General features: G+C 59.5%; 17 protein-coding genes. 8 read left to right on the forward strand and 9 right to left on the reverse strand.

Annotated features, from left to right (window positions below; translation table 11 throughout):
• Positions 1–11: 11 nt before the first annotated feature.
• Positions 12–917, forward strand: coding sequence for a MurR/RpiR family transcriptional regulator (locus H9C73_RS04060; RefSeq protein ID WP_209286510.1), 906 nt, complete (start codon positions 12–14; stop codon positions 915–917).
• 1 nt (position 918) lies between these two features.
• Here H9C73_RS04060 and H9C73_RS04065 read toward each other — a convergent pair whose 3' ends face one another.
• Entirely contained in the window at positions 919–2,670 is a 1,752-nt protein-coding gene (locus H9C73_RS04065) for a diguanylate cyclase domain-containing protein (RefSeq protein ID WP_209286511.1), read from the reverse strand.
• Positions 2,671–2,920: 250 nt separating this feature from the next.
• Here H9C73_RS04065 and thpD point away from each other — a divergent pair, with 250 nt between their 5' ends.
• Entirely contained in the window at positions 2,921–3,844 is a 924-nt protein-coding gene (thpD, locus tag H9C73_RS04070) for an ectoine hydroxylase (RefSeq protein ID WP_209286512.1), read from the forward strand.
• A gap of 31 nt (positions 3,845–3,875) precedes the next feature.
• Here the strand turns inward: thpD and H9C73_RS04075 are convergent, their stop codons facing one another.
• The 6 genes from H9C73_RS04075 to H9C73_RS04100 form a co-directional block, all read right to left on the reverse strand.
• Positions 3,876–4,877 (reverse strand): dihydroorotate dehydrogenase-like protein, encoded by a 1,002-nt coding sequence (locus H9C73_RS04075; protein ID WP_209286513.1) that lies wholly within the window; start codon positions 4,875–4,877, stop codon positions 3,876–3,878.
• On the reverse strand, positions 4,870–8,487 hold the full coding sequence (nifJ, locus tag H9C73_RS04080; RefSeq protein WP_236014067.1) for a pyruvate:ferredoxin (flavodoxin) oxidoreductase: 3,618 nt from the start codon (positions 8,485–8,487) through the stop codon (positions 4,870–4,872). The genes H9C73_RS04075 and nifJ overlap by 8 nt, the downstream gene beginning before the upstream one ends.
• A gap of 87 nt (positions 8,488–8,574) precedes the next feature.
• Positions 8,575–9,204 (reverse strand): CBS domain-containing protein, encoded by a 630-nt coding sequence (locus H9C73_RS04085; protein ID WP_236014068.1) that lies wholly within the window; start codon positions 9,202–9,204, stop codon positions 8,575–8,577.
• Positions 9,205–9,234: 30 nt separating this feature from the next.
• The gene (locus H9C73_RS04090; protein WP_209286514.1) at positions 9,235–9,525 is read right to left on the reverse strand and encodes a hypothetical protein; all 291 of its coding nucleotides are present in this window, start codon (positions 9,523–9,525) and stop codon (positions 9,235–9,237) included.
• Between the two features lie 119 nt (positions 9,526–9,644).
• The gene (locus tag H9C73_RS04095; RefSeq protein WP_209286515.1) at positions 9,645–9,992 is read right to left on the reverse strand and encodes a putative quinol monooxygenase; all 348 of its coding nucleotides are present in this window, start codon (positions 9,990–9,992) and stop codon (positions 9,645–9,647) included.
• 22 nt (positions 9,993–10,014) lie between these two features.
• Entirely contained in the window at positions 10,015–10,569 is a 555-nt protein-coding gene (locus H9C73_RS04100; protein WP_209286516.1) for a hypothetical protein, read from the reverse strand.
• A 177-nt stretch (positions 10,570–10,746) separates the two neighbouring features.
• Here H9C73_RS04100 and H9C73_RS04105 point away from each other — a divergent pair, with 177 nt between their 5' ends.
• The 6 genes from H9C73_RS04105 (at position 10,747) to H9C73_RS04130 (ending at position 17,040) form a co-directional block, all read left to right on the forward strand.
• Positions 10,747–11,871 carry a branched-chain amino acid ABC transporter substrate-binding protein gene (locus tag H9C73_RS04105; protein WP_209286517.1) on the forward strand — a complete coding sequence of 375 codons (1,125 nt, stop codon included), beginning with the start codon at positions 10,747–10,749 and terminating at the stop codon, positions 11,869–11,871.
• 68 nt (positions 11,872–11,939) lie between these two features.
• On the forward strand, positions 11,940–12,866 hold the full coding sequence (gene livH / locus H9C73_RS04110; RefSeq protein WP_209286518.1) for a high-affinity branched-chain amino acid ABC transporter permease LivH: 927 nt from the start codon (positions 11,940–11,942) through the stop codon (positions 12,864–12,866).
• Positions 12,867–12,878: 12 nt separating this feature from the next.
• Positions 12,879–14,135: a high-affinity branched-chain amino acid ABC transporter permease LivM gene (locus H9C73_RS04115; protein ID WP_209286519.1), complete on the forward strand. Its 1,257-nt coding sequence runs from the start codon at positions 12,879–12,881 to the stop codon at positions 14,133–14,135.
• A complete protein-coding gene (gene livG, locus H9C73_RS04120; RefSeq protein ID WP_209286520.1) occupies positions 14,132–14,899 on the forward strand; it encodes a high-affinity branched-chain amino acid ABC transporter ATP-binding protein LivG in 768 nt (255 codons plus the stop codon). The genes H9C73_RS04115 and livG overlap by 4 nt, the downstream gene beginning before the upstream one ends.
• On the forward strand, positions 14,899–15,600 hold the full coding sequence (locus H9C73_RS04125; protein ID WP_209286521.1) for an ABC transporter ATP-binding protein: 702 nt from the start codon (positions 14,899–14,901) through the stop codon (positions 15,598–15,600). Before livG ends, H9C73_RS04125 begins: the two co-directional genes overlap by 1 nt.
• A 12-nt stretch (positions 15,601–15,612) precedes the next feature.
• The gene (locus H9C73_RS04130) at positions 15,613–17,040 is read left to right on the forward strand and encodes an MFS transporter (RefSeq protein ID WP_209286522.1); all 1,428 of its coding nucleotides are present in this window, start codon (positions 15,613–15,615) and stop codon (positions 17,038–17,040) included.
• On the opposite strand, the gene H9C73_RS04135 is transcribed toward H9C73_RS04130, so the two are convergent.
• Entirely contained in the window at positions 17,010–17,810 is an 801-nt protein-coding gene (locus tag H9C73_RS04135; RefSeq protein ID WP_209286523.1) for a metallophosphoesterase family protein, read from the reverse strand. The two genes, H9C73_RS04130 and H9C73_RS04135, sit on opposite strands and share 31 nt — an antisense overlap.
• Positions 17,801–18,745: a diacylglycerol/lipid kinase family protein gene (locus H9C73_RS04140; RefSeq protein ID WP_209286524.1), complete on the reverse strand. Its 945-nt coding sequence runs from the start codon at positions 18,743–18,745 to the stop codon at positions 17,801–17,803. Before H9C73_RS04140 ends, H9C73_RS04135 begins: the two co-directional genes overlap by 10 nt.
• Positions 18,746–18,760: the final 15 nt, after the last annotated feature.

Below are 18,760 nucleotides of genomic sequence, written 5' to 3' on the forward strand. Positions count from 1 at the left end.
GGAAATGCGCCATGCCCTCGCCGATCACCTTTCCGCCCAAGTCGCTGTCCCAGCTGCGCAAGCTCCCCTCGCTGTTGAAACGGGGCGAAATGAGCCTGCCCATGGGCAAGCGCCTGCTGGTCGCCCTCTGCCTGATGCTGGACGACCCTCACCTGGTGGCAACCCACACGATCACTGAGCTGGCACAGGCAACGGGCGTGAGTCCCGCCTCGCTTACACGGCTGGCCAAATTGCTTGGGTTTACCGGGTTCGTGCAGTTTCAGGCACTGTTTCGCCATGCCGTCAGCGAACCGGGCCGCTATTACAGTGAGCAGGCCACGGCGCTGGTCAGCAGCGAGCAGGGGCAGAGCCTGTCCAGCAGAGTAAACAGTCATCGGGAGCGTCAGTCGGACAATCTGCTGAAAACCGCCGAACAGTTGAGCGAAGCCGAGCTGAACAAGGCAGCCGAATTACTGGTGAAGGCCCGGCGTGTGCGCATTGCCGGTCGCCGCCAGTCCTATGGTCTGGCCACCATGTTCAATTACATGCTGGGGCTTATTCGCGGTGGCGTTGGCGTGGTAGGTTCCGCCGGTGAGGGTCAGGCCCAGACACTGGCCGAACTGGATTCGCGCGATCTGCTGGTGATGTTCGGGTCCGAGCCCTACAGCCGTGACTCGGTGACGCTGGCCCAGTTGGCCTGCGAGCTCAAGCTGCCCCTGCTGGCGATGACCGACAGCCACCACTCACCGCTGGCCCAGCTGGCCAACGCCAGCCTGCTCACCGTCAACGCAAGCCCGCTGTATACCAACAGCATGGTGGCCACGGTGTTCATGATGGAAACCCTGTTGCTACATACTGCGCGCAAAATGGGCGACAGGGCGATCAGCCAGCTCAGCCGGCGAGAAGAACTGATCAATCGACTCAACGACGAATTCTGAGTCAGTGCAGGTCCGAATCGACCGGCCGTGGCCGAATCCTTGTTGGCGGGTGGTTGGCAGAGTCACCGTCGATTCGGTAGCGATTGCGCCCGGCCTCCTTGGCCGCATAAAGCGCCGCATCAGCCCGATGCAGCGCCTCTTCCGGGTCCGCCCGATGAGCAAGGCAGGCGCCGATACTGAACGTCATGCAGATCTTGGCCCCGCTGGCACTTTCCAGCACCTGGGCACGCACCACGCGCAGCAGACGCTCACAGATCGACTTGAGCATCTGCGGCTCGGCATCGCGCAACATGATCAGGAATTCATCGCCCCCCCAGCGGGCGGCGGAGTCATACTCACGCAGCACCGAGCGCAACACCTTGGACACCAGCACCAGCGCATCGTCACCGGCTCCGTGGCCATAGATGTCATTGATATCCTTGAAGTAATCCAGATCGATCCAGACCAGTCCAAGGGCGCGATGCTCGCGCTCGCAACGCTTGAGCTCTTCCATGATTTTCTGGTCCATGCCACGACGATTCAGTAGTCCGGTCAGCGCATCGGTCAGGCTGAGCTGGTTCAGCGCCTCGGTACGTTCGCGCACCTTCTCTTCCAGATTGGCGCGCGCCTCGTATACCTCCCGGGTCATCTGCTCAAACTCGTTCACCAGACGGCCCACTTCACCACTGGCATGTACGTCCAGCGGCTCACCACGATATTCGCCATGGCGAAACGCCCGAATGGCCTTGTCCAGCACCGACAGCGGCTCCACCACCCAGCGCCCAAGCACAAGCTGGAAGATCAGAATGGCCAGCAGCAGCGACACGGCAAACACCAGCAGGATGGTATTGAACCGGCTCAGCGGCAAAAGCTGATCCAGATCCATCAACGTAATTTCGTACCAGTCCACGTCCGGCAGATACGCCAGCCCCGCGAGATAGCGCTTGCCGTCGATCTCTACAAAACGGCTCATCACCTCGTTGGGTGTTTTCTGTACCTGCTCCATCACCAGTTTCAGGCGGGCCTGATCCCTGGCGCCCAGCATTCGGCCCAGATCACTGCTTTCACCCGCATCCTTGGTATAGCTGGCAAAATCGATCATGCTTTGATCACGGTAAAGCTGAATGGCCCCTTCGTGGTTCACGAACAGCGAGGTGATGCCCTCTTCACCGGTATCGACAATATCGTTCAGGAAGCCGCTCAGATTGATCCCGGTACCAGCCACCCCAAGCGGGCGGCCATCCGGGCCACGCACCATGATATCGATCCACATTTTGGTCACGCCCAGATGCACATCCGGGTTGACGTTAATGATCAAATCACGGTTTTGGGACAGGAATTCGTAAAACCAGCGATCGCTGGGTTCTCGCCGGTTGAGGATATAACGCAGTTGATCGGCGCCAAATTCATTTTCGGCATTGTTGTAGTAATAATGGCCATTTTCAGCCACGGCCAAAAAGTAATTACCGTTGCGGAAAGCGTCTCGATACCGCTCCAGCTCACGCAGGCCACGGTACTCAAGCACGATATCCCCGGGAGACTGCAGCCACTCGAGGAGAATCGGTGAGCTGGCCAGCTGACGCGCAAGCACAATCTCACGCAGCAGCGGCTGCAGTACGCGTTCCTTGTCGTACAGTACCTGTTTCTCAACGTAGCGTTGCGCCCATTCGGTGATGATACGGTCAGCCAGTGTCTGAACAGCCAACCAAACCGCCGATGCAGAGGCCAGTATCAATAACAACGCCAGAAAGCTCAGCCTGGCTTTCAGGTTCAACGGCACACCCCTGTTGAAAATAATCCACTGAAAAAATCAGCGTGTTCCGAATAAAAATCTACTATAGAACATGTTAAAGAAGCTGCGTAGCCTCGGGACGGATAAATTATTTTACCGGGGGTTGAAAGCGCTGCATTAAATCCCCACCCTCTAACCGGGTTTTACATTTCTTTCGCCAGCACCCGGTCCCATCGGCCCGAAGTGCCGACCTCTCCCTTTGTCCGGGTGCCCAGACAAAAGGAGGTAAAATATGCCAGTTGAGGATCTCTATCCGTCCCGAAACCGCACAGAGCCGGCCATTCTGGATCGACAGGATCCCATTATTCACAGCACCGATTTCAGCGCGGCCCCGATCAGCGAAGAACAATTGCGTCAGTACGAGGAAAAGGGTTTCCTGCTACTGCCGGAGGTATTCAGCCGTGCGGAGGTCAGCCGTTTTCTCAACGAACTGAATCAGATGCAGCAGGACCAGGCACTGCTGGATTCTGAGGTTTCCATCACTGAGCCGGACAGCGGCGCCCTGCGCTCGGTGTTCCAGATTCATCACCATAATGACCTCTTCAGCCAGGTCGCATCCGACCCTCGCGTGGCGGATATCGCCCGCTTTATTCTGGATGATGATCTCTACATCCATCAGTCACGTCTGAATTTCAAACCCGGTTTTAACGGCCGTGAGTTTTACTGGCACTCGGATTTTGAAACCTGGCACGTAGAGGATGGCATGCCGCGCATGCGTGCACTGAGCGCCTCCATCCTGCTGACCGACAACAGTGACTTCAACGGCTCCCTGATGGTGATGCCCGGCTCTCATCGCAAATATGTGAGCTGTGCAGGCGAAACCCCCGACGACTACTACCGCCACTCGTTGCAGCAGCAAACGGTTGGTACCCCGGATAATCACAGCCTGTCTTACCTGCACAAGCAGTATGGACTGGAATCCACGGCCGCTCCCGCCGGGTCTGTCCTGTTGTTTGACTGCAACCTGATGCATGGGTCGAACGGCAACATTACCCCCATGCCGCGCAGCAACCTGTTTTTCGTGTACAACGCGGCCAGCAACCGTTGCGTCGCACCGTTCTGCAACCAGCCTCCCCGACCGGAGTTTCTGGCGACGCGAGAGACCTTCGATATTCTGCCTCAGCGCAGTGCCTCTCAGGACCGCAAGGCCGGTTGAATCGCTTCGGGCAGGGACACTCCCTGCCCGTTCACGGATGCCAGAGGTCCAGCGAATCCAGGTAGTTGGCGCGCTCCCAGGCGGAAGGGTTTTGGGCGTTGGCATGACTGACGCTGCCCCTGAGTTGCGTCAGGGAGTCATATTCCTGCTCCTCCAGCCAGGCCAGCATCTCCTGTTTCATCCGTAACATCACACCACTTCCCTGCCGCATCAACACACTGGCCAGTTGCGCCACCTGCGCCCCGACCAGTTGCGTCCGAATCACGTCCTCGGCATGGTGAACACCGCCGGTAATTGCAACGTCCACTTCAACCTGTGCCTTGAGAATCGCCGTCCAGCGCAGCCGTTCGTTCAGTTCGGAGGGGGTCGAGAGCTGCAACTGAGGCAGGATTTTCAGCGTATCCAGGTCCAGCGTGGGCTCCAGAAAGCGATTGAAGAGCACCACGGCATCTGCCCCGGCATGCTTGAGCTGTGCCACCATATGGGTCGGACTGGAAAAGCGGGAGGACAGTTTGACCGCCAGCGGCAAGTTCGGCACCGCCGCCCTGACCGTGGCCAGGATATCCAGATAGCGCTGCTCCACGGCCGCGCCACTTTCGGTCACCGAGGCCGCAACGTGATAGATATTGAGTTCAAGCCCGTCAGCTCCCGCGTCAGCCAACTGGCGTGCATGCTCGGCCCAGCCCCAGGGGCTCACCCCGTTCAGGCTGGCGATGACCGGAATCTGCATGCGCTGCTTCATCGCCTGCAGCCGTTCCAGGTAGTGCTCCTCGGCCGTTTTGAACTGATCAGGAACCGGCAGGTAGTCATCCGCCTCCAGATGACCGATCTCCTGCTCGTAGAGAAACTGGTGCAACATCTCATGATCCCGGGTGCACTCCTCCTCGAACAGGCTGTGCATGACGATGGCGGCCGCTCCGGCATCTTCCAGTGCACAGGCGCCGTCAGCCGTTGCTGTCAGCGGTGACGCCGAGGGCACCAGTGGGCTGTCCAGATCCAGCCCCATGTAGCGGGTTTGCAGGGGATTAGTCATGCGCTTGACCCTCCTGTTGGTCGGCAGGCGTATCGATTTGACCCCAGCTCAGCCCGGCCAGTTGCTCGTAACGGTGATAGCGATCGCTGACTTCACGCTGTGCCTGCTGCAAAAAGCGACGCGCGGCTTCCGGATTGGCCCTTGCCAGCATGCTGAAACGCGCTTCGGTTCGGGCGAACACTTCGTAGGGAATGGAGGGCGGTTTGGAGTCCAGTCGCAGCGGATTCTGGCCCTGCTCGGCTCGCCGAGGATCATAGCGCAACAGGGGCCAGTGCCCGGACTCCACTGCCAGCCGTTGATGTTCGTGGTTGTCCGCCATATCGAAACCATGCGCGATACAGGGTGAATAGGCGATGATCAGCGAAGGACCATCCCAGCTTTCCGCTTCCTGAAAGGCGTGCAGCGTCTGCACGTCCTTGGCGGCATAGGCCACGTGTGCCACATACACCTGCTCGTAGTCCATGGCGATGCGGGCCAGGTCTTTCTTGGCCACGGGCTTGCCGCCGGCGGAAAACTTGGCCACTGCCCCGCGCGGTGTTGCCTTGGAGGTCTGCCCGCCGGTATTGGAGTACACCTCCGTATCCAGCACCAGAATATTGACGTTGCGACCGGAGGCGAGCACATGGTCCAGCCCGCCATAGCCGATATCGTAGGCCCAGCCATCGCCGCCGATGATCCACACGCTGTGGCGGCAGAGCTTGTCGGCCAGACGGTCCAGTTCCACCGCTCTGGCATCATCCATGCGTCTGAGCCGTTCACGCAGCCGGGCGATACGCTCACGCTGGGCCTGCACTCCCGCCTCATCGCTTTCATCCGCCACCCGGATCGCATTCACCAGCTCGGCGTCCAGTTCATCGGCCAGGCTCTCCAGCAGCTCAAAGGCATACTCCGTTTGCTTGTCCAGCGCAGCACGCATGCCCAGACCAAACTCGGCATTGTCTTCAAACAGCGAGTTGTTCCATGCCGGCCCCCGTCCCTCGGCATTATGGGTCCAAGGGGTGGTGGGCAGGTTACCGCCGTAAATGGAGGAGCAGCCGGTCGCGTTGGCCACCAGCATGCGGTCGCCGAACAGCTGGCTCAGCAGGCGAATGTAGGGGGTTTCACCGCAGCCGGAGCAGGCGCCGCTGAACTCGAACAGCGGGTCCATCAGCATGGAACCCTTGAGGGTATTGGCTTTCAGGCCGGTGCGATCAAAGGGTTTCAGGTCCTTGAAGAACTGCCAGTTATCTCGCTCCTGCTCAACCACCTCTGCCTTGGGCACCATATTCAGTGCCTTGCGGCTCTGGTTGGACTTATCGTGAATCGGGCAGATTTCGACACATAGGGTACAGCCGGTACAGTCATCCGGCGAAATCTGATAGCTGATCAGAGTGTTGTCGGGAAAATCTCGCGCCCCCTTGATCGGCACAGCCTTGAACCCTTCCGGTGCCCGCTTCATCTCACCGGCATCAAATGCCTTGGAGCGGATCACCGAATGAGGGCAGACAAAGACACACTTGCCGCAATGGGTGCAGAGATCGGGCTCCCACTGCGGCAGCTCCCGTGCGAGATCACGCTTTTCGTAGGCGGCCGTGCCCACCGGCCAGGTGCCATCGGTGGGCACCCGGCTGACCGGCACCTGATCACCGCGACCGGCAATCAGTTCGGCTGTCACCCGCTGCACGAAGGGGCTGGCATCCTGAGCATCCACTTCATGCATGGGAATTCGGCTGGTCACCTGCTCAGGCACGTCAAAGGCTTCCAGGTGTGAGAGCGCATTATCGATGGCAGACAGGTTCATATCGGCAATACGGCGACTGCGACGGCCATAGCTGGACTCGACTGCCGCCTTGATCTGCCCGATGGCATCCTCGTGCGGCAGAATCTCGGTCAGGGCAAAGAAGGCAGTCTGCATGATGGTGTTGATACGCTTGCCAAGCCCCGCTTCCTCGGCGACCCGGTATGCGTCCAGCAACCACACCTTGATCTCCTTGCTGACCATCGCCTGCTGAACGCTGGCCGGCAGCGACTGCCAAAAGGCCTCTCCCTTCAGGTGCGTATTGACCAGCAGGGTCGCCCCCTGCGCCGCCTTGTCCAGCATGGGATAGCGTTGCAGAAACAGGGGCTGGTGGCAGCCGACAAAATCGGCTTCTCCGTCCTGAATTTCATACGTCGACCGAATGGGATCCGGGCCAAACCTCAGGTGAGAGACCGTGACGGCCCCGGACTTCTTGGAGTCGTAGACAAAATGCCCCTGCGCATGGCGCTGCGGGTCGGCCCCGATGATTTTGATGCTGTTTTTGTTGGCCGACACCGTTCCGTCTGCCCCCAGACCGTAAAACACGGCCTGAAACTGACGCTCCCCGGCGTGGGTTCTGAAGTGTCGGTCCCAGCGCAGGCTCAGGCGTGTCACGTCATCATCGATGCCCACGGTAAAGCTCGGCGCGTAACTCTTGCGCCCCAGGTGATCGAATACGGCTTTCACCATGCCGGGCGTAAACTCTTTTGATGACAGGCCATAGCGGCCTCCCAGCACTCGGGGCAGCCCCTCGCCGGGCCAGTCTCCCTCACTGCAGGCACGGAACAGGGCGGTGGTCACATCCTTGAACAGCGGCTCGCCGTCAGCCCCCGGCTCCTTGGTACGGTCCAGCACGGCAACGGCTTTAACACTGGCCGGCAGCTCCGCCAGCAGCCGTTCAGGCGACAGGGGACGGAACAGACGAACGGTCAGCACGCCGACCTTTTCACCTGCACTGTTCAGGTGATCAACGGTTTCCTGCACGCAGTTGGCGGCCGATCCCATCACCACGATTACCCGCTCGGCGGCCTCGTCGCCATGGTATTCGTACAGGCGGTACTGGCGCCCGGTCGCCTCGGCAAAACGGTCCATCGCGTTCTGCATGATGGCAGGAAAGGCATCGTAATAGGGATTCACGGCTTCACGGGACTGAAAGAACAGGTCCGGGTTCTGAGACGTGCCCCGCACAACAGGATGCGCTGGCGACAGCGCGCGATCACGGCAGGCCCTGACCAGCGCCGGGTCGATCAGCTGCTGCAGTTGTTGCGCTTCAAGCACCTCGACCCGGCTGATTTCGTGGCTGGTCCGAAAACCGTCGAAGAAATGCAGCACCGGGACTCGCCCTTCCAGCGAGGCCATTTCGGCAATGCAGGCCATGTCCATCACCTCCTGCGCATTACAGGAGGCCAGCAGCGCAAAACCGGTGGTGCGGGCGGCCATCACATCACTATGGTCGCAGAAAATCGACAGGGCGTGGGTCGCCACTGAACGCGCTGCCACATGAAACACCGTGGGGGTCAGTTCACCGGCGATTTTGAACATGTTGGGGATCTTGAGCAGCAGCCCCTGAGAGGCCGTGAATGTACAGGTTTTGGCACCGGCCTGAAGGGCGCCGTGGACGGCCCCGGCGGCACCGGCTTCACTTTGCAGCTCAATCACCTGGGGCACCGTGCCCCAGAGGTTGGTTTGATGACGGTTGCTCCAGCTGTCGGCCAGCTCCCCCATCACCGAGGCCGGGGTGATGGGATAGATGGCAATGACATCATTGAGCTGGTGCGCAACCCGGGCAGCGGCTTCATTGCCATCCATCATCCGTATTTCCGGCCGGGTCATGTCAGTCTCCACTTCAGAGGGTCATGGCCTCAGTATGGCAAAGAAGTGGAGACTCGCACTTGACCTGTGCCAACAGGCCGGCCCCGTTCAGGCCACCTCGCCGCGCCCGAAAACGGTCTCAACCAGTTCGCGAAAACTGGTGGCCTGGAGGTTGATCTCAACCGGCACCTGCAGCTGACGGGCAATTTCACTGGCCGAGATGATGCCGCAGATCTCTTCCGTGGCCGGGTTCACAACCAGCATGTGCTGGCTGCCCTCATACTGAAGGGTTTTCAGCAGATCCCCAATGGTGCCCTGCTGCAACACGGACAGCGGTACTCCGCGCAGCTTGGCCCGGGGCACCATCACATCCTTGATGCTCAAATCTTCCCGTTTCAGCCCCAGACTGGTGGCCTGGCTCAGCACCTTTCGGCTTTCAAGGTCGATGACGGTCAGGATGCCACGGAAGTGTGCACTGCTGTCGGTCACGATGACTGAGCGCACGTGCACCTTGCGCATGGCGCGCGTCGCCTCGTCGACACTCTCATTCAGGCTCATGGTCAGTGGCACCACCTTTCTGAAGTCGGTCATGACCGACTCGGCCGGAGAGTCCAGATCAATGGCCGAACTGGATTCAGCGCCGGACAGGGTTTGATAGTGCTCAAGACTTACGGTTTTCAGTTCGTGATAGCGTTGCATGATTTCGATCTCCACACGCCAGCGGCGTGATGCATTCATGTTTGAATCAGTCAGCGGGAACGGACAGCATCAGGCCAACCGGGGAGGAGCCCTGGCCCGGGGTGTGGAGAAACTGAAAGGCGGGATAAGGGGATCGCGCTCCTGCGCGATAAATGCAGACTTACAGACCTGTATATTCAGGGGCTGGTGCAGTGCAGGATCATCCGTGTCAGCAGGGGCCGAGTCCGCCAGCGCGGACTCCATGGCCACCGGCTCCAGCGACAGCTGGATATCTACATCCTGCCGGACTTCAGGGAGAGCAAGCCATGACAGCGCCAACAGCAGCAGAGCAAGGCTTAGCCGCAAAATGCTCGATGGCATCGGTCTGCAGGTGGAATCAGTGCGACTGCTCATGGCGCGGAATGCCTCTGTCACTGAACGGCTGAATGCCATTTCAGCATAGTGCGTTCACGGCAGAGGTCAACGCCGACCAACAGGGTTCACAGCTGTGGCGCGTCAAAATCCTCGGGCTCATCCGTGTACACGCACACATTCCAGTCCTCGGCCAGCCCGTCCTCGGCCTTGCAGTAACGCTCGAAAAACTCGGTGATTTCACGACGCTGGCAGTGCGCTTCAAAACTTTCCATATCGGACCAGATTTCATGAAACACGATCGGGAAACTGCTGCCTTCGGCAAAAGGACTGTCGATATGGCGTGTAACCGTGTATTGCACACACCCGTCCTCGCGGTGAGCGTTGGGTTCAAGCTGTTGCAAGACACGAAACAGCTCCGCTTCCTTGCCGGGTTTGGGCTTGAACTGGGCAGTGCAGTAAACCAGAGATGACATGGACCACTCCTTGTTGAGTCGGTTATTGAGACAGTGCCCGATCGAGCCGAGCGATATAGGGACGGATGACCGCCTTGTCCGCTGCCGACACCTGCGCCAGCATGCGGGCAGCTTTCAATGCCAGCTCCATGCGCGCACGTGTTTCGGGGTCAAGCAGCTGCAACAGGTCAGGATCCAGAGTGCCACCGGAAGCGGCCAGGGCAAGGATTTGCGGGCTTTCGGCTTCCGCCTTGACCGCCCCATAGGCCAGTACGATGCGATCACCCGCCAGCGCCCAGCTTTCGGTGCTGGTGAACTCGCTGTGCCGAACAATGTTTTCCAGTGTCTGATGGGCTTCGGGATACCGTTGCCTGAGCAGGGTTACGCCCCGCAGGTGTGGATCAAACACACCCGCTCCCGGCATGATCTCCCGGTGCAGAAACCGGCCCTTGCCCTCGGCCTGCATCGACTCGGCCAGGGCACGCACCTTGGGCAGTGTTGCAAGATAAGCCTCGATCGAAGCAGGGTTGAGCCCGGCCGCCTTAACCGGCAGTGCCAGCATCCAGAACAGGGCAAAAAACAAGGGTGCAGTCCGCATTTGCAGCTCCCGGCCAGTTTCATTGATCCGTGAGTCTATCAGATGCAATTTTCCTCGCCCATGACGCTACGCAGAGACGTTTGAACTGTGCAATAATCACCGCTACTGGCAAAAACAATCATAATAATCAGCGCACTTCGGTGAGCTGAGCTCAGACTAACCCATGAGGGGGACTGTATGACTCTGAAGAAAGCAACCTTCGGTAAGACACTGCTGGCAGCGGGCACGCTGATGGCCGCCATGACAGCCGCACATGCCGAGACACTCAAGATCGGTATTGCCGGTCCGGTGACCGGCCCCGTTGCCCAGTACGGTGACATGCAGAAAATCGGTGCCATGATGGCGATCGACAAGATCAATGAAGCCGGCGGCGTTAACGGCATGACACTGGAAGGTGTTATCTATGACGACGCCTGTGACCCCAAGCAGGCCGTAGCGGTAGCCAACCGCATCGTCAATGACGACATCCGCCACGTGATCGGTCACCTCTGCTCCAGCTCCACCGAGCCGGCTTCCGATATCTATGAAGAGGAAGGCGTGATGATGATCACGGCGGCCTCCACCTCCCCCACCATCACCGAAAAGGGTTATGAGCTGATCTTCCGTACCATCGGTCTGGACAGCCTGCAGGGCAGCCTGGCGGCGGAGTACATCAAGGACAACATCAAGCCGCAGCGTCTGGCCGTGATTCATGACAAGCAGCAGTATGGTGAAGGTCTGGCGACCACGGTACGTGACATGCTGGCGGATGCAGGCATTGAAGCGCAGATGTTTGAAGGTGTCACCCCGGGCGACAAGGACTTCTCGGCGCTGATCGCCAAGCTGAAGCGCAATAACATCGACTTCGTTTACTACGGCGGCTACCATCCGGAGCTGGGCCTGATCCTGCGCCAGTCACGTGAAAAAGGCTTTGATGCCGCGTTCATGGGCCCTGAAGGGGTTGTGAACTCCGACCTGGCCGCCATTGCAGGCGACGCGATGGAAGGTGTCCTGGCAACCGCACCGAAGAGCTTTGACCAGAGCCCGGAAAACGCTGCCCTGGTAGAAGCCTTCAAGGCACGCAACGAAGACCCGTCCGGTCCTTTCGTATTCCCGGCCTACTCGGCGGTTCAGGTGATGACCGAGGCGATGGACGCCACCGGCAAAACCGATCCCTACGCACTGGCTGAGCACCTGCGTGCCAATCGCTTTGATACCACCATCGGTGAAATCGGTTTCGATGCAAAAGGCGACCTGACCGAACCGACATTCGAGATCTACACCCTGCACGCCGACGGCAGCAAAACCCCCGTCACCAAGTAATCACTGCTCTGAATCGAGCCCTCTTCCCTTTCGGGGGTAGAGGGCTCGCCTCTGCCTGAGGGTCCCAGATGACTGAAACCAGCCTCTACATACTTCAGCAGCTGATCAATGGACTGACCATCGGCTCAACCTATGCTCTCATCGCCATCGGCTACACCATGGTGTATGGCATCATCGGCATGATCAATTTTGCTCACGGTGAAGTGTACATGATCGGTACCTACACCGCGTTCATTACCATTGTCGGCCTGTTGACCATGGGTGTCGGTTCCCTGCCGATCATACTGTTACTGGCCTTGATCACTGCCATTATTATCTCGTCGACATACGGTTACGCGATCGAGCGGGTGGCCTACCGGCCTCTGCGAGGCGGACCACGCCTGATCCCGCTGATCACCGCAATCGGCATGTCGATTTTCCTGCAGAACTATATCCGTCTGGCACAGGGATCTCGTGATCTGGCCATGCCGGCCCTGATTTCCGGCGGTATCGAGTTCGGTGATCCGGCCGTATTCGAAGTCAGCATTTCCTGGATGCAGCTGATCATCTGGGGCATCACGTTGATTTCGATGACGTCGCTGGCCATGTTTATTTCCCGCTCACGCCTTGGCCGTGCCTGCCGCGCCTGTGCGCAGGACCGTGGCATGACCAACCTGCTGGGCATCGATACCAACCGCATCATTGCCCTGACCTTCGTGATCGGTGCTGCACTGGCCGCGGTTGCCGGCGTTCTGCTGGGCCTTTACTACGGCATCATCAACCCCTACATCGGTTTCATGGCGGGCCTCAAGGCGTTTACCGCTGCGGTTCTGGGTGGTATCGGTTCCATCCCCGGCGCCATGCTGGGTGGCCTGATACTGGGGGTAACCGAAGCACTGACAGCCGCCTTTTTCCCGTCCGAGTACAAGGACGTGGTGGCATTCAGCCTGCTGGTCCTGATTCTGTTGTTCCGTCCTACCGGCCTGCTGGGCAAGCCGGAAGTGGAGAAGGTGTAAAAGGAGTCGATGATGCAACGAGCACTCTTCCCCGCGCTGTTTGCGGCGGGCGTAACCTTCCTGCTGACCTGCCTGGTCATTGGTGTACGCCTTGAGCAGGTTGGTGCCGAACTGACCGTCACGGGCGCTGACGCCGACACCTGGGGCTGGATCGCCTTTGCCGTGATTGGCGTATTTCTGTTCCAGCTGTTCCAGACACCGCTGTCGCGCCTGAAGCAGCGACTGCCGACCCCGGATGTGACCGGCCTGCTGCCGGATACTCAGCTGCGTAACCGGCTCAAGCCCTGGCTGATCTCGCTGATTGTGGTCGGCCTGTTCGTATGGCCGTTCATGGTGTCCCGTGGTGCGGTCGATCTGGCAACCCTCACCCTGATCTACGTCATGCTGGGGCTTGGCCTGAATATCGTGGTCGGCTTTGCCGGTCTGCTGGACCTGGGTTACGTGGCCTTCTATGCCGTCGGTGCCTATACCTACGCCCTGCTGTCGGAATACTACGGACTCTCGTTCTGGGTCTGCCTGCCGATTGCCGGCCTGCTGGCGGCCACCTTCGGCTGTATTCTGGGCTTCCCGGTGCTGCGTCTGCGCGGTGACTATCTTGCCATTGTGACCCTCGGTTTCGGCGAGATCATCCGCATTCTGTTGAACAACTGGACCAACGTCACCGGCGGACCCAACGGCATTGGCGGCATCGACAAGCCCAGCCTGTTCGGGCTGGAGTTCAGCCGCCGCGCCAGTGAGGACAGCCAGACCTTCCACCAGTTCTTCGGTATCGATTACGACAGCAGCCACAAGGTAATCTTCCTCTATCTGGTAGCCGTGGTACTGGTACTGCTGACCGTCTATGTGATCAACCGGGTACAGCGCATGCCGATCGGGCGTGCCTGGGAAGCACTGCGTGAAGACGATATCGCCTGCCGCTCGCTGGGCCTCAACCCCACCGTGATCAAGCTGTCCGCCTTCACCATGGGGGCCTCTTTTGCGGGCTTTGCCGGCTGCTTTTTCGCTGCCCGCCAGGGCTTTATCAGCCCCGAGTCGTTCACCTTCATTGAATCCGCCATCATCCTGGCGATCGTGGTACTGGGTGGCATGGGGTCACAGCTGGGCGTCATCATGGCGGCCATTGCAATGACCATTCTGCCCGAGCTGGCACGTGAGTTTCAGGAGTACCGCATGCTGATGTTCGGCGGCGTGATGGTCCTGATGATGCTGTGGCGCCCGCAGGGTCTGCTGCCAATGAAACGTCCTCACCTGGAGCTGAAAACCTCATGAGCGAGAATCTGTTAGACGTCTCGGGTCTGATGATGCGCTTCGGCGGTCTGCTGGCGGTGGACAACGTCAGCCTGCAGGTGAAGCCCCGTCAGATCCATTCCATCATCGGCCCCAACGGGGCCGGCAAGACCACCGTGTTCAACTGCATCAGTGGTTTCTACAAGCCCACCGGTGGTGAAGTCCACTACCGTGGCAAGCCCATTCAGGGCATGAGCAGTAACCACATTTCACTGCAGGGCCTGGTGCGCACCTTCCAGCATGTGCGCCTGTTTGCCAACATGACGGTGATCGAAAACCTGTTGGTAGCTCAGCACCGTCATCTGAATACCAACTACTTTGCCGGACTGGTCAAAACACCGTCCTACCGCCGCCGTCAGCGTGAAGCGATGGATCGGGCCGAGCACTGGCTGCGCCAGGTCAACCTGCTCGAGTTTGCCAACCGTGAAGCCGGCAACCTCTCCTACGGCCAGCAGCGCCGCCTGGAGATCGCACGCTGCATGGTGACCGAGCCGGGTCTGCTGATGCTGGACGAACCGGCCGCAGGCCTTAACCCCAAGGAAACCTCGGAGCTGGATCAACTGATCGTTCGCCTGCGTGACGAGCAGGACATTTCCGTCCTGCTGATCGAGCATGACATGGGGCTGGTGATGGGGATTTCCGACCATATCACCGTGATCAACCAGGGGGCTCCGCTTGCCAATGGCACCCCTGAACAGATCCGAGAAAACCCTGAAGTGATCAAAGCCTATCTGGGGGAAAGCTGATGCTGCGACTGGATAATGTTTCAACCTTCTACGGCAAAATTCAGGCGCTGCACAACGTCTCGCTGGAAGTGAATCAGGGTGAAATCCTCACCCTGATCGGTGCCAACGGTGCCGGCAAGACCACGCTGATGATGACTATCTGTGGCGACCCGCGTGCACAGAGCGGTCACATCGAGTTTGACGGTCAGCCCATTCAACAGATGAATACCTCCGATATCATGCGGATGGGCATGGCCGTGGTACCGGAAGGCCGCCGCATCTTCTCCGGCATGACGGTGGAAGAAAACCTGTTCATGGGCAGTTTCTTCCGCAGCAAGGATGAAGCCGAAGAGCAGCTTGAGCACGTGCTTGAGCTCTTCCCGCGCCTGAAGGAGCGTTACAGTCAGCGCGGGGGCACCATGTCGGGTGGCGAGCAGCAGATGCTGGCGATCGGTCGCGCTCTGATGAGCAAGCCGCGCCTGTTGCTGCTGGACGAACCCTCACTGGGGCTGGCCCCCATCATCATTCAGCAGATTTTCGAGATTATCGAGAAACTGCGTGAAGAGGGTGTGACCATCTTTCTGGTGGAACAGAACGCTCATCAGGCATTGAAAATTGCGGACCGTGGCTACGTGCTGGAGAATGGCCACATTGTGATGAGCGGCACCGGTAACGCGCTGCTCAACGATGACAGCGTTCGCAAAGCCTATCTGGGCGGTTAATGGAAGGACCCCATGCATCTGCTGGTTATTTCGCTGCTGGCCCTGTTTGCCAGCCTGTCACTGCTGATTATTGGCAACTCGTTTCTCATCACTCTGCTGGGCCTGCGCTTCAGCCTGCTGGGGATCGAGCCCTCCACCATCGGCATGGTGATGGTGTGCTATTCAGCCGGCTTTGTACTGGGGTCTCTCTATGCCGACCGCGTCATCCGACGGGTCGGCCACATCCGCGCCTTTGCGGTGTTCGCCGCACTGGCCGCGATGGCAGCCCTGATCTACCCCATGACCTATACGGTCTGGCACTGGGGCATTCTGCGCGGGATTGGCGGCCTGAGCATTGCGGCTCTTTTCGTCGCTATTGAAAGCTGGTTCAGCGCCGTCGCAACCAATGCCAACCGCTCCAAGATTTTCTCGCTGTATCAGATTGCTGCCTATATGGCTGCCGCCGGTGGACAGCTGTTGGTGGGGAGCGGCAACCCGATCAATTACGCCCTCTTCTCACTGTCGGCACTATTCATCATTGCCGGGATCATCCCCCTGTCACTGTCGCGCATGCATTCTCCCGAGGTGCATGAGTCCGGCACACGCATGTCACTGCTGACGCTGCTGAAACTGGCGCCTCTGGGTGTCACTGCGGCCTTTGTCAGTGGCATTTTCCTGGGCTCCTTCTATACGCTGGTGCCCCTGTTTGCCAGCCTGACCGGGCTGGAAAACACCCAGATTTCACTCTACATGTTTGCCGCCATCATGACCGCCATGGTCCTGGCCTGGCCCATTGGCTGGATCTGTGATCGTTTCCAGCGCAGCTCAGTACTGATGTTCATTGGCGTACTGGCAGGCGCCGCCAGCCTGGCGAACGCTCTGCTGGCTGAGCAGGAGTTTGGCCTGCGCCTGCTGGCCCTGTGCATTTGCATGGGGATGGGATCGACCGTCTACTCCATCGCGGTTGCGATCACAAACGATGTGATGGACAGCTCGCAAATCATTGCCGCCAGTTCCGGACTGCTGCTCAGCTACGGCCTGGGCAGTGTATTAGGCCCCCTGATCAGCTCGGCACTGATGGAATGGCTCGGACCCGCCGCCCTGTTCCAGCTGCTGGCGACCGTACTGGTGGCACTGGCCGGTTTCACGCTGTACCGTCAATACCGCGTGCCGCCCATGCCTGTGGCAGCACAGGAGCAGTTCATCCCGGCGATTCCGGATGTACATGTCATTTCGGAAATCGACCCGCGTCATGAAGAGTTTGTTGATACACCGCTGGAAGAGCTGTTCCGAACGCCCGCTGAGCACTCAGAGGCTGGCAATGAAGGCGAACTGATGCCGGACAGCGACCACCCGCAACCGGTGGAAACGGGCACTGAAAGTGAATTGATGCCCGACAGCGCCCCTGATACCGATATCCAAACATCGAATCACGCGCCAGACACACCCAGAGGCAACTGAACCGAGCCCGCCTCCTGAAACCCTTTTTGCTGCGCGCTGTAGTCCCAGCGCTGCAGCTCAACCCCGGTGTCATCCGACAGGATCAGGTTGAACGAGTTCGGCTTCCCGTCCCGGGTACGGCTGGAGATGGCGGTACCGGCCTGAAGCGTCCAGGCATCACCGGGCACACCGGCATAGCGCCCGCTCAGGGGGGCAAAAAACGGATAATGAATATGACCGGCCAGGTAGAGCTGCATCCCGGCAGCGGTCCAGGCCCGCACGGCATCCTCCGCCCCGCGAGCAATATTGCGCTCATCCGACAGCAATACCGCATCCACCGGATGATGGCCCACCACTACCTTGAACGCAGCCCGGCTGGTTCTCAGCAGTTCGGACACCCGCTCAACCATCTGCTGGTCAAAGGCACCGTCCACATGGCGTCGTGGATCTGTAGTGTTCACCCCGACCACCAGCGTAGACGCCGTTTCGATCACAGGATCCAGTCGGTGCCCGAAAACCCGACGGAAACCTGCATAGGGTGCCCGAAAGCGATGCCAGACATTGAACAGAGGCAAGTCATGATTACCGGGGACTGCCAGCACCGGCACCTGCGGCAGGGCCTTGACCAGTTTTCGACAGGCATCAAACTCGTGCCGGCGCGCCCGCTGGGTCAGGTCTCCACTGAGCAGAATAAGGTCGGGCGCCAGCCGGTGGCAGCTCTGCAACAGGGCTGCCAGCACATCCGGGACTTCGGTGCCAAAATGCAGGTCTGAAAGCTGGATTATTCGCATGGCATCGCCTCGTCATGAGCCGGCACCAGGCAGGTAAAGGCATCAGGCGCCACGCTGAAGGTCAGCGGCGTGTTCAGCCGCCTCAGTTCGCCATCAATCGCCACCGTCATGTGGTGTCGACGCGTTGTCACATCGAGACGCCGTGTCAGGAAATAATCCAGCTGATCCAGCTTGCGCAACCGCCCCTTCACACTGGCCCAAAGGTAACGCAACAGGGCCAGCGCCGAATCGGAGCGCATCACGAACACCAGCATCTGGCCGGACCGGATCTGCTCAATTTCCGGCAGATCGAAATTGCTCAGCTGAGCAGGGCTGACACTGGCCAGCAACATGGGTGCTGTCTCGATATGCCGGTTGCCGTCATGTGCAAGCACCAGCCGGCGCCCTCGTGCGCGGGTCAGAAATACCCAGACACCGCTGAGCAGCGACACCAGACGGTTACGCCCGGTGATGGCGCTGACCTGTTCCCGCGCCGCAATAATCTTGGGATACACACCGAGACTGGCACTGACACAGAAGGGAAAGCCGTTCACCCGGGCAAGCGGGAAGGACGCCTCTGTGCCGGTCAACAGCACCTCCAGTGCTGCGTCAACCTGTTCAGGAATGCCGCGGTCGCGTGCAAAAAAATTGAACGTGCCGCGGGGAATCACCGCCAGCGTCACCCCGGAGCCGGCCACAACCCGCAAAGCGGCATTCAGCGTGCCGTCACCGCCGGCCACCACCAGTATCAGCCTCTCTTCCCGGCAACGCCTGACCAGCGGGCGCAGCTGTGGCTCCAGACCATGCCTTGAGGGTGACAGCTGCAGCAGCTCGACCAGCACTGATGCCGGCAGCCGTTCTCGAATCTGCGCCTCAAGCGCCTGATCATCCTGATCACCCGCGCCCGGGTTGATGACAACCAGGAAGCGCCGTGTATCATGAGTGTCTGCACCCATAACCTTCTCCCAAGC

It is taken from the genome of Marinobacterium alkalitolerans (assembly GCF_017776525.1).
GTDB classification, from domain to species: Bacteria; Pseudomonadota; Gammaproteobacteria; order Pseudomonadales; family Balneatricaceae; genus Marinobacterium; species Marinobacterium alkalitolerans.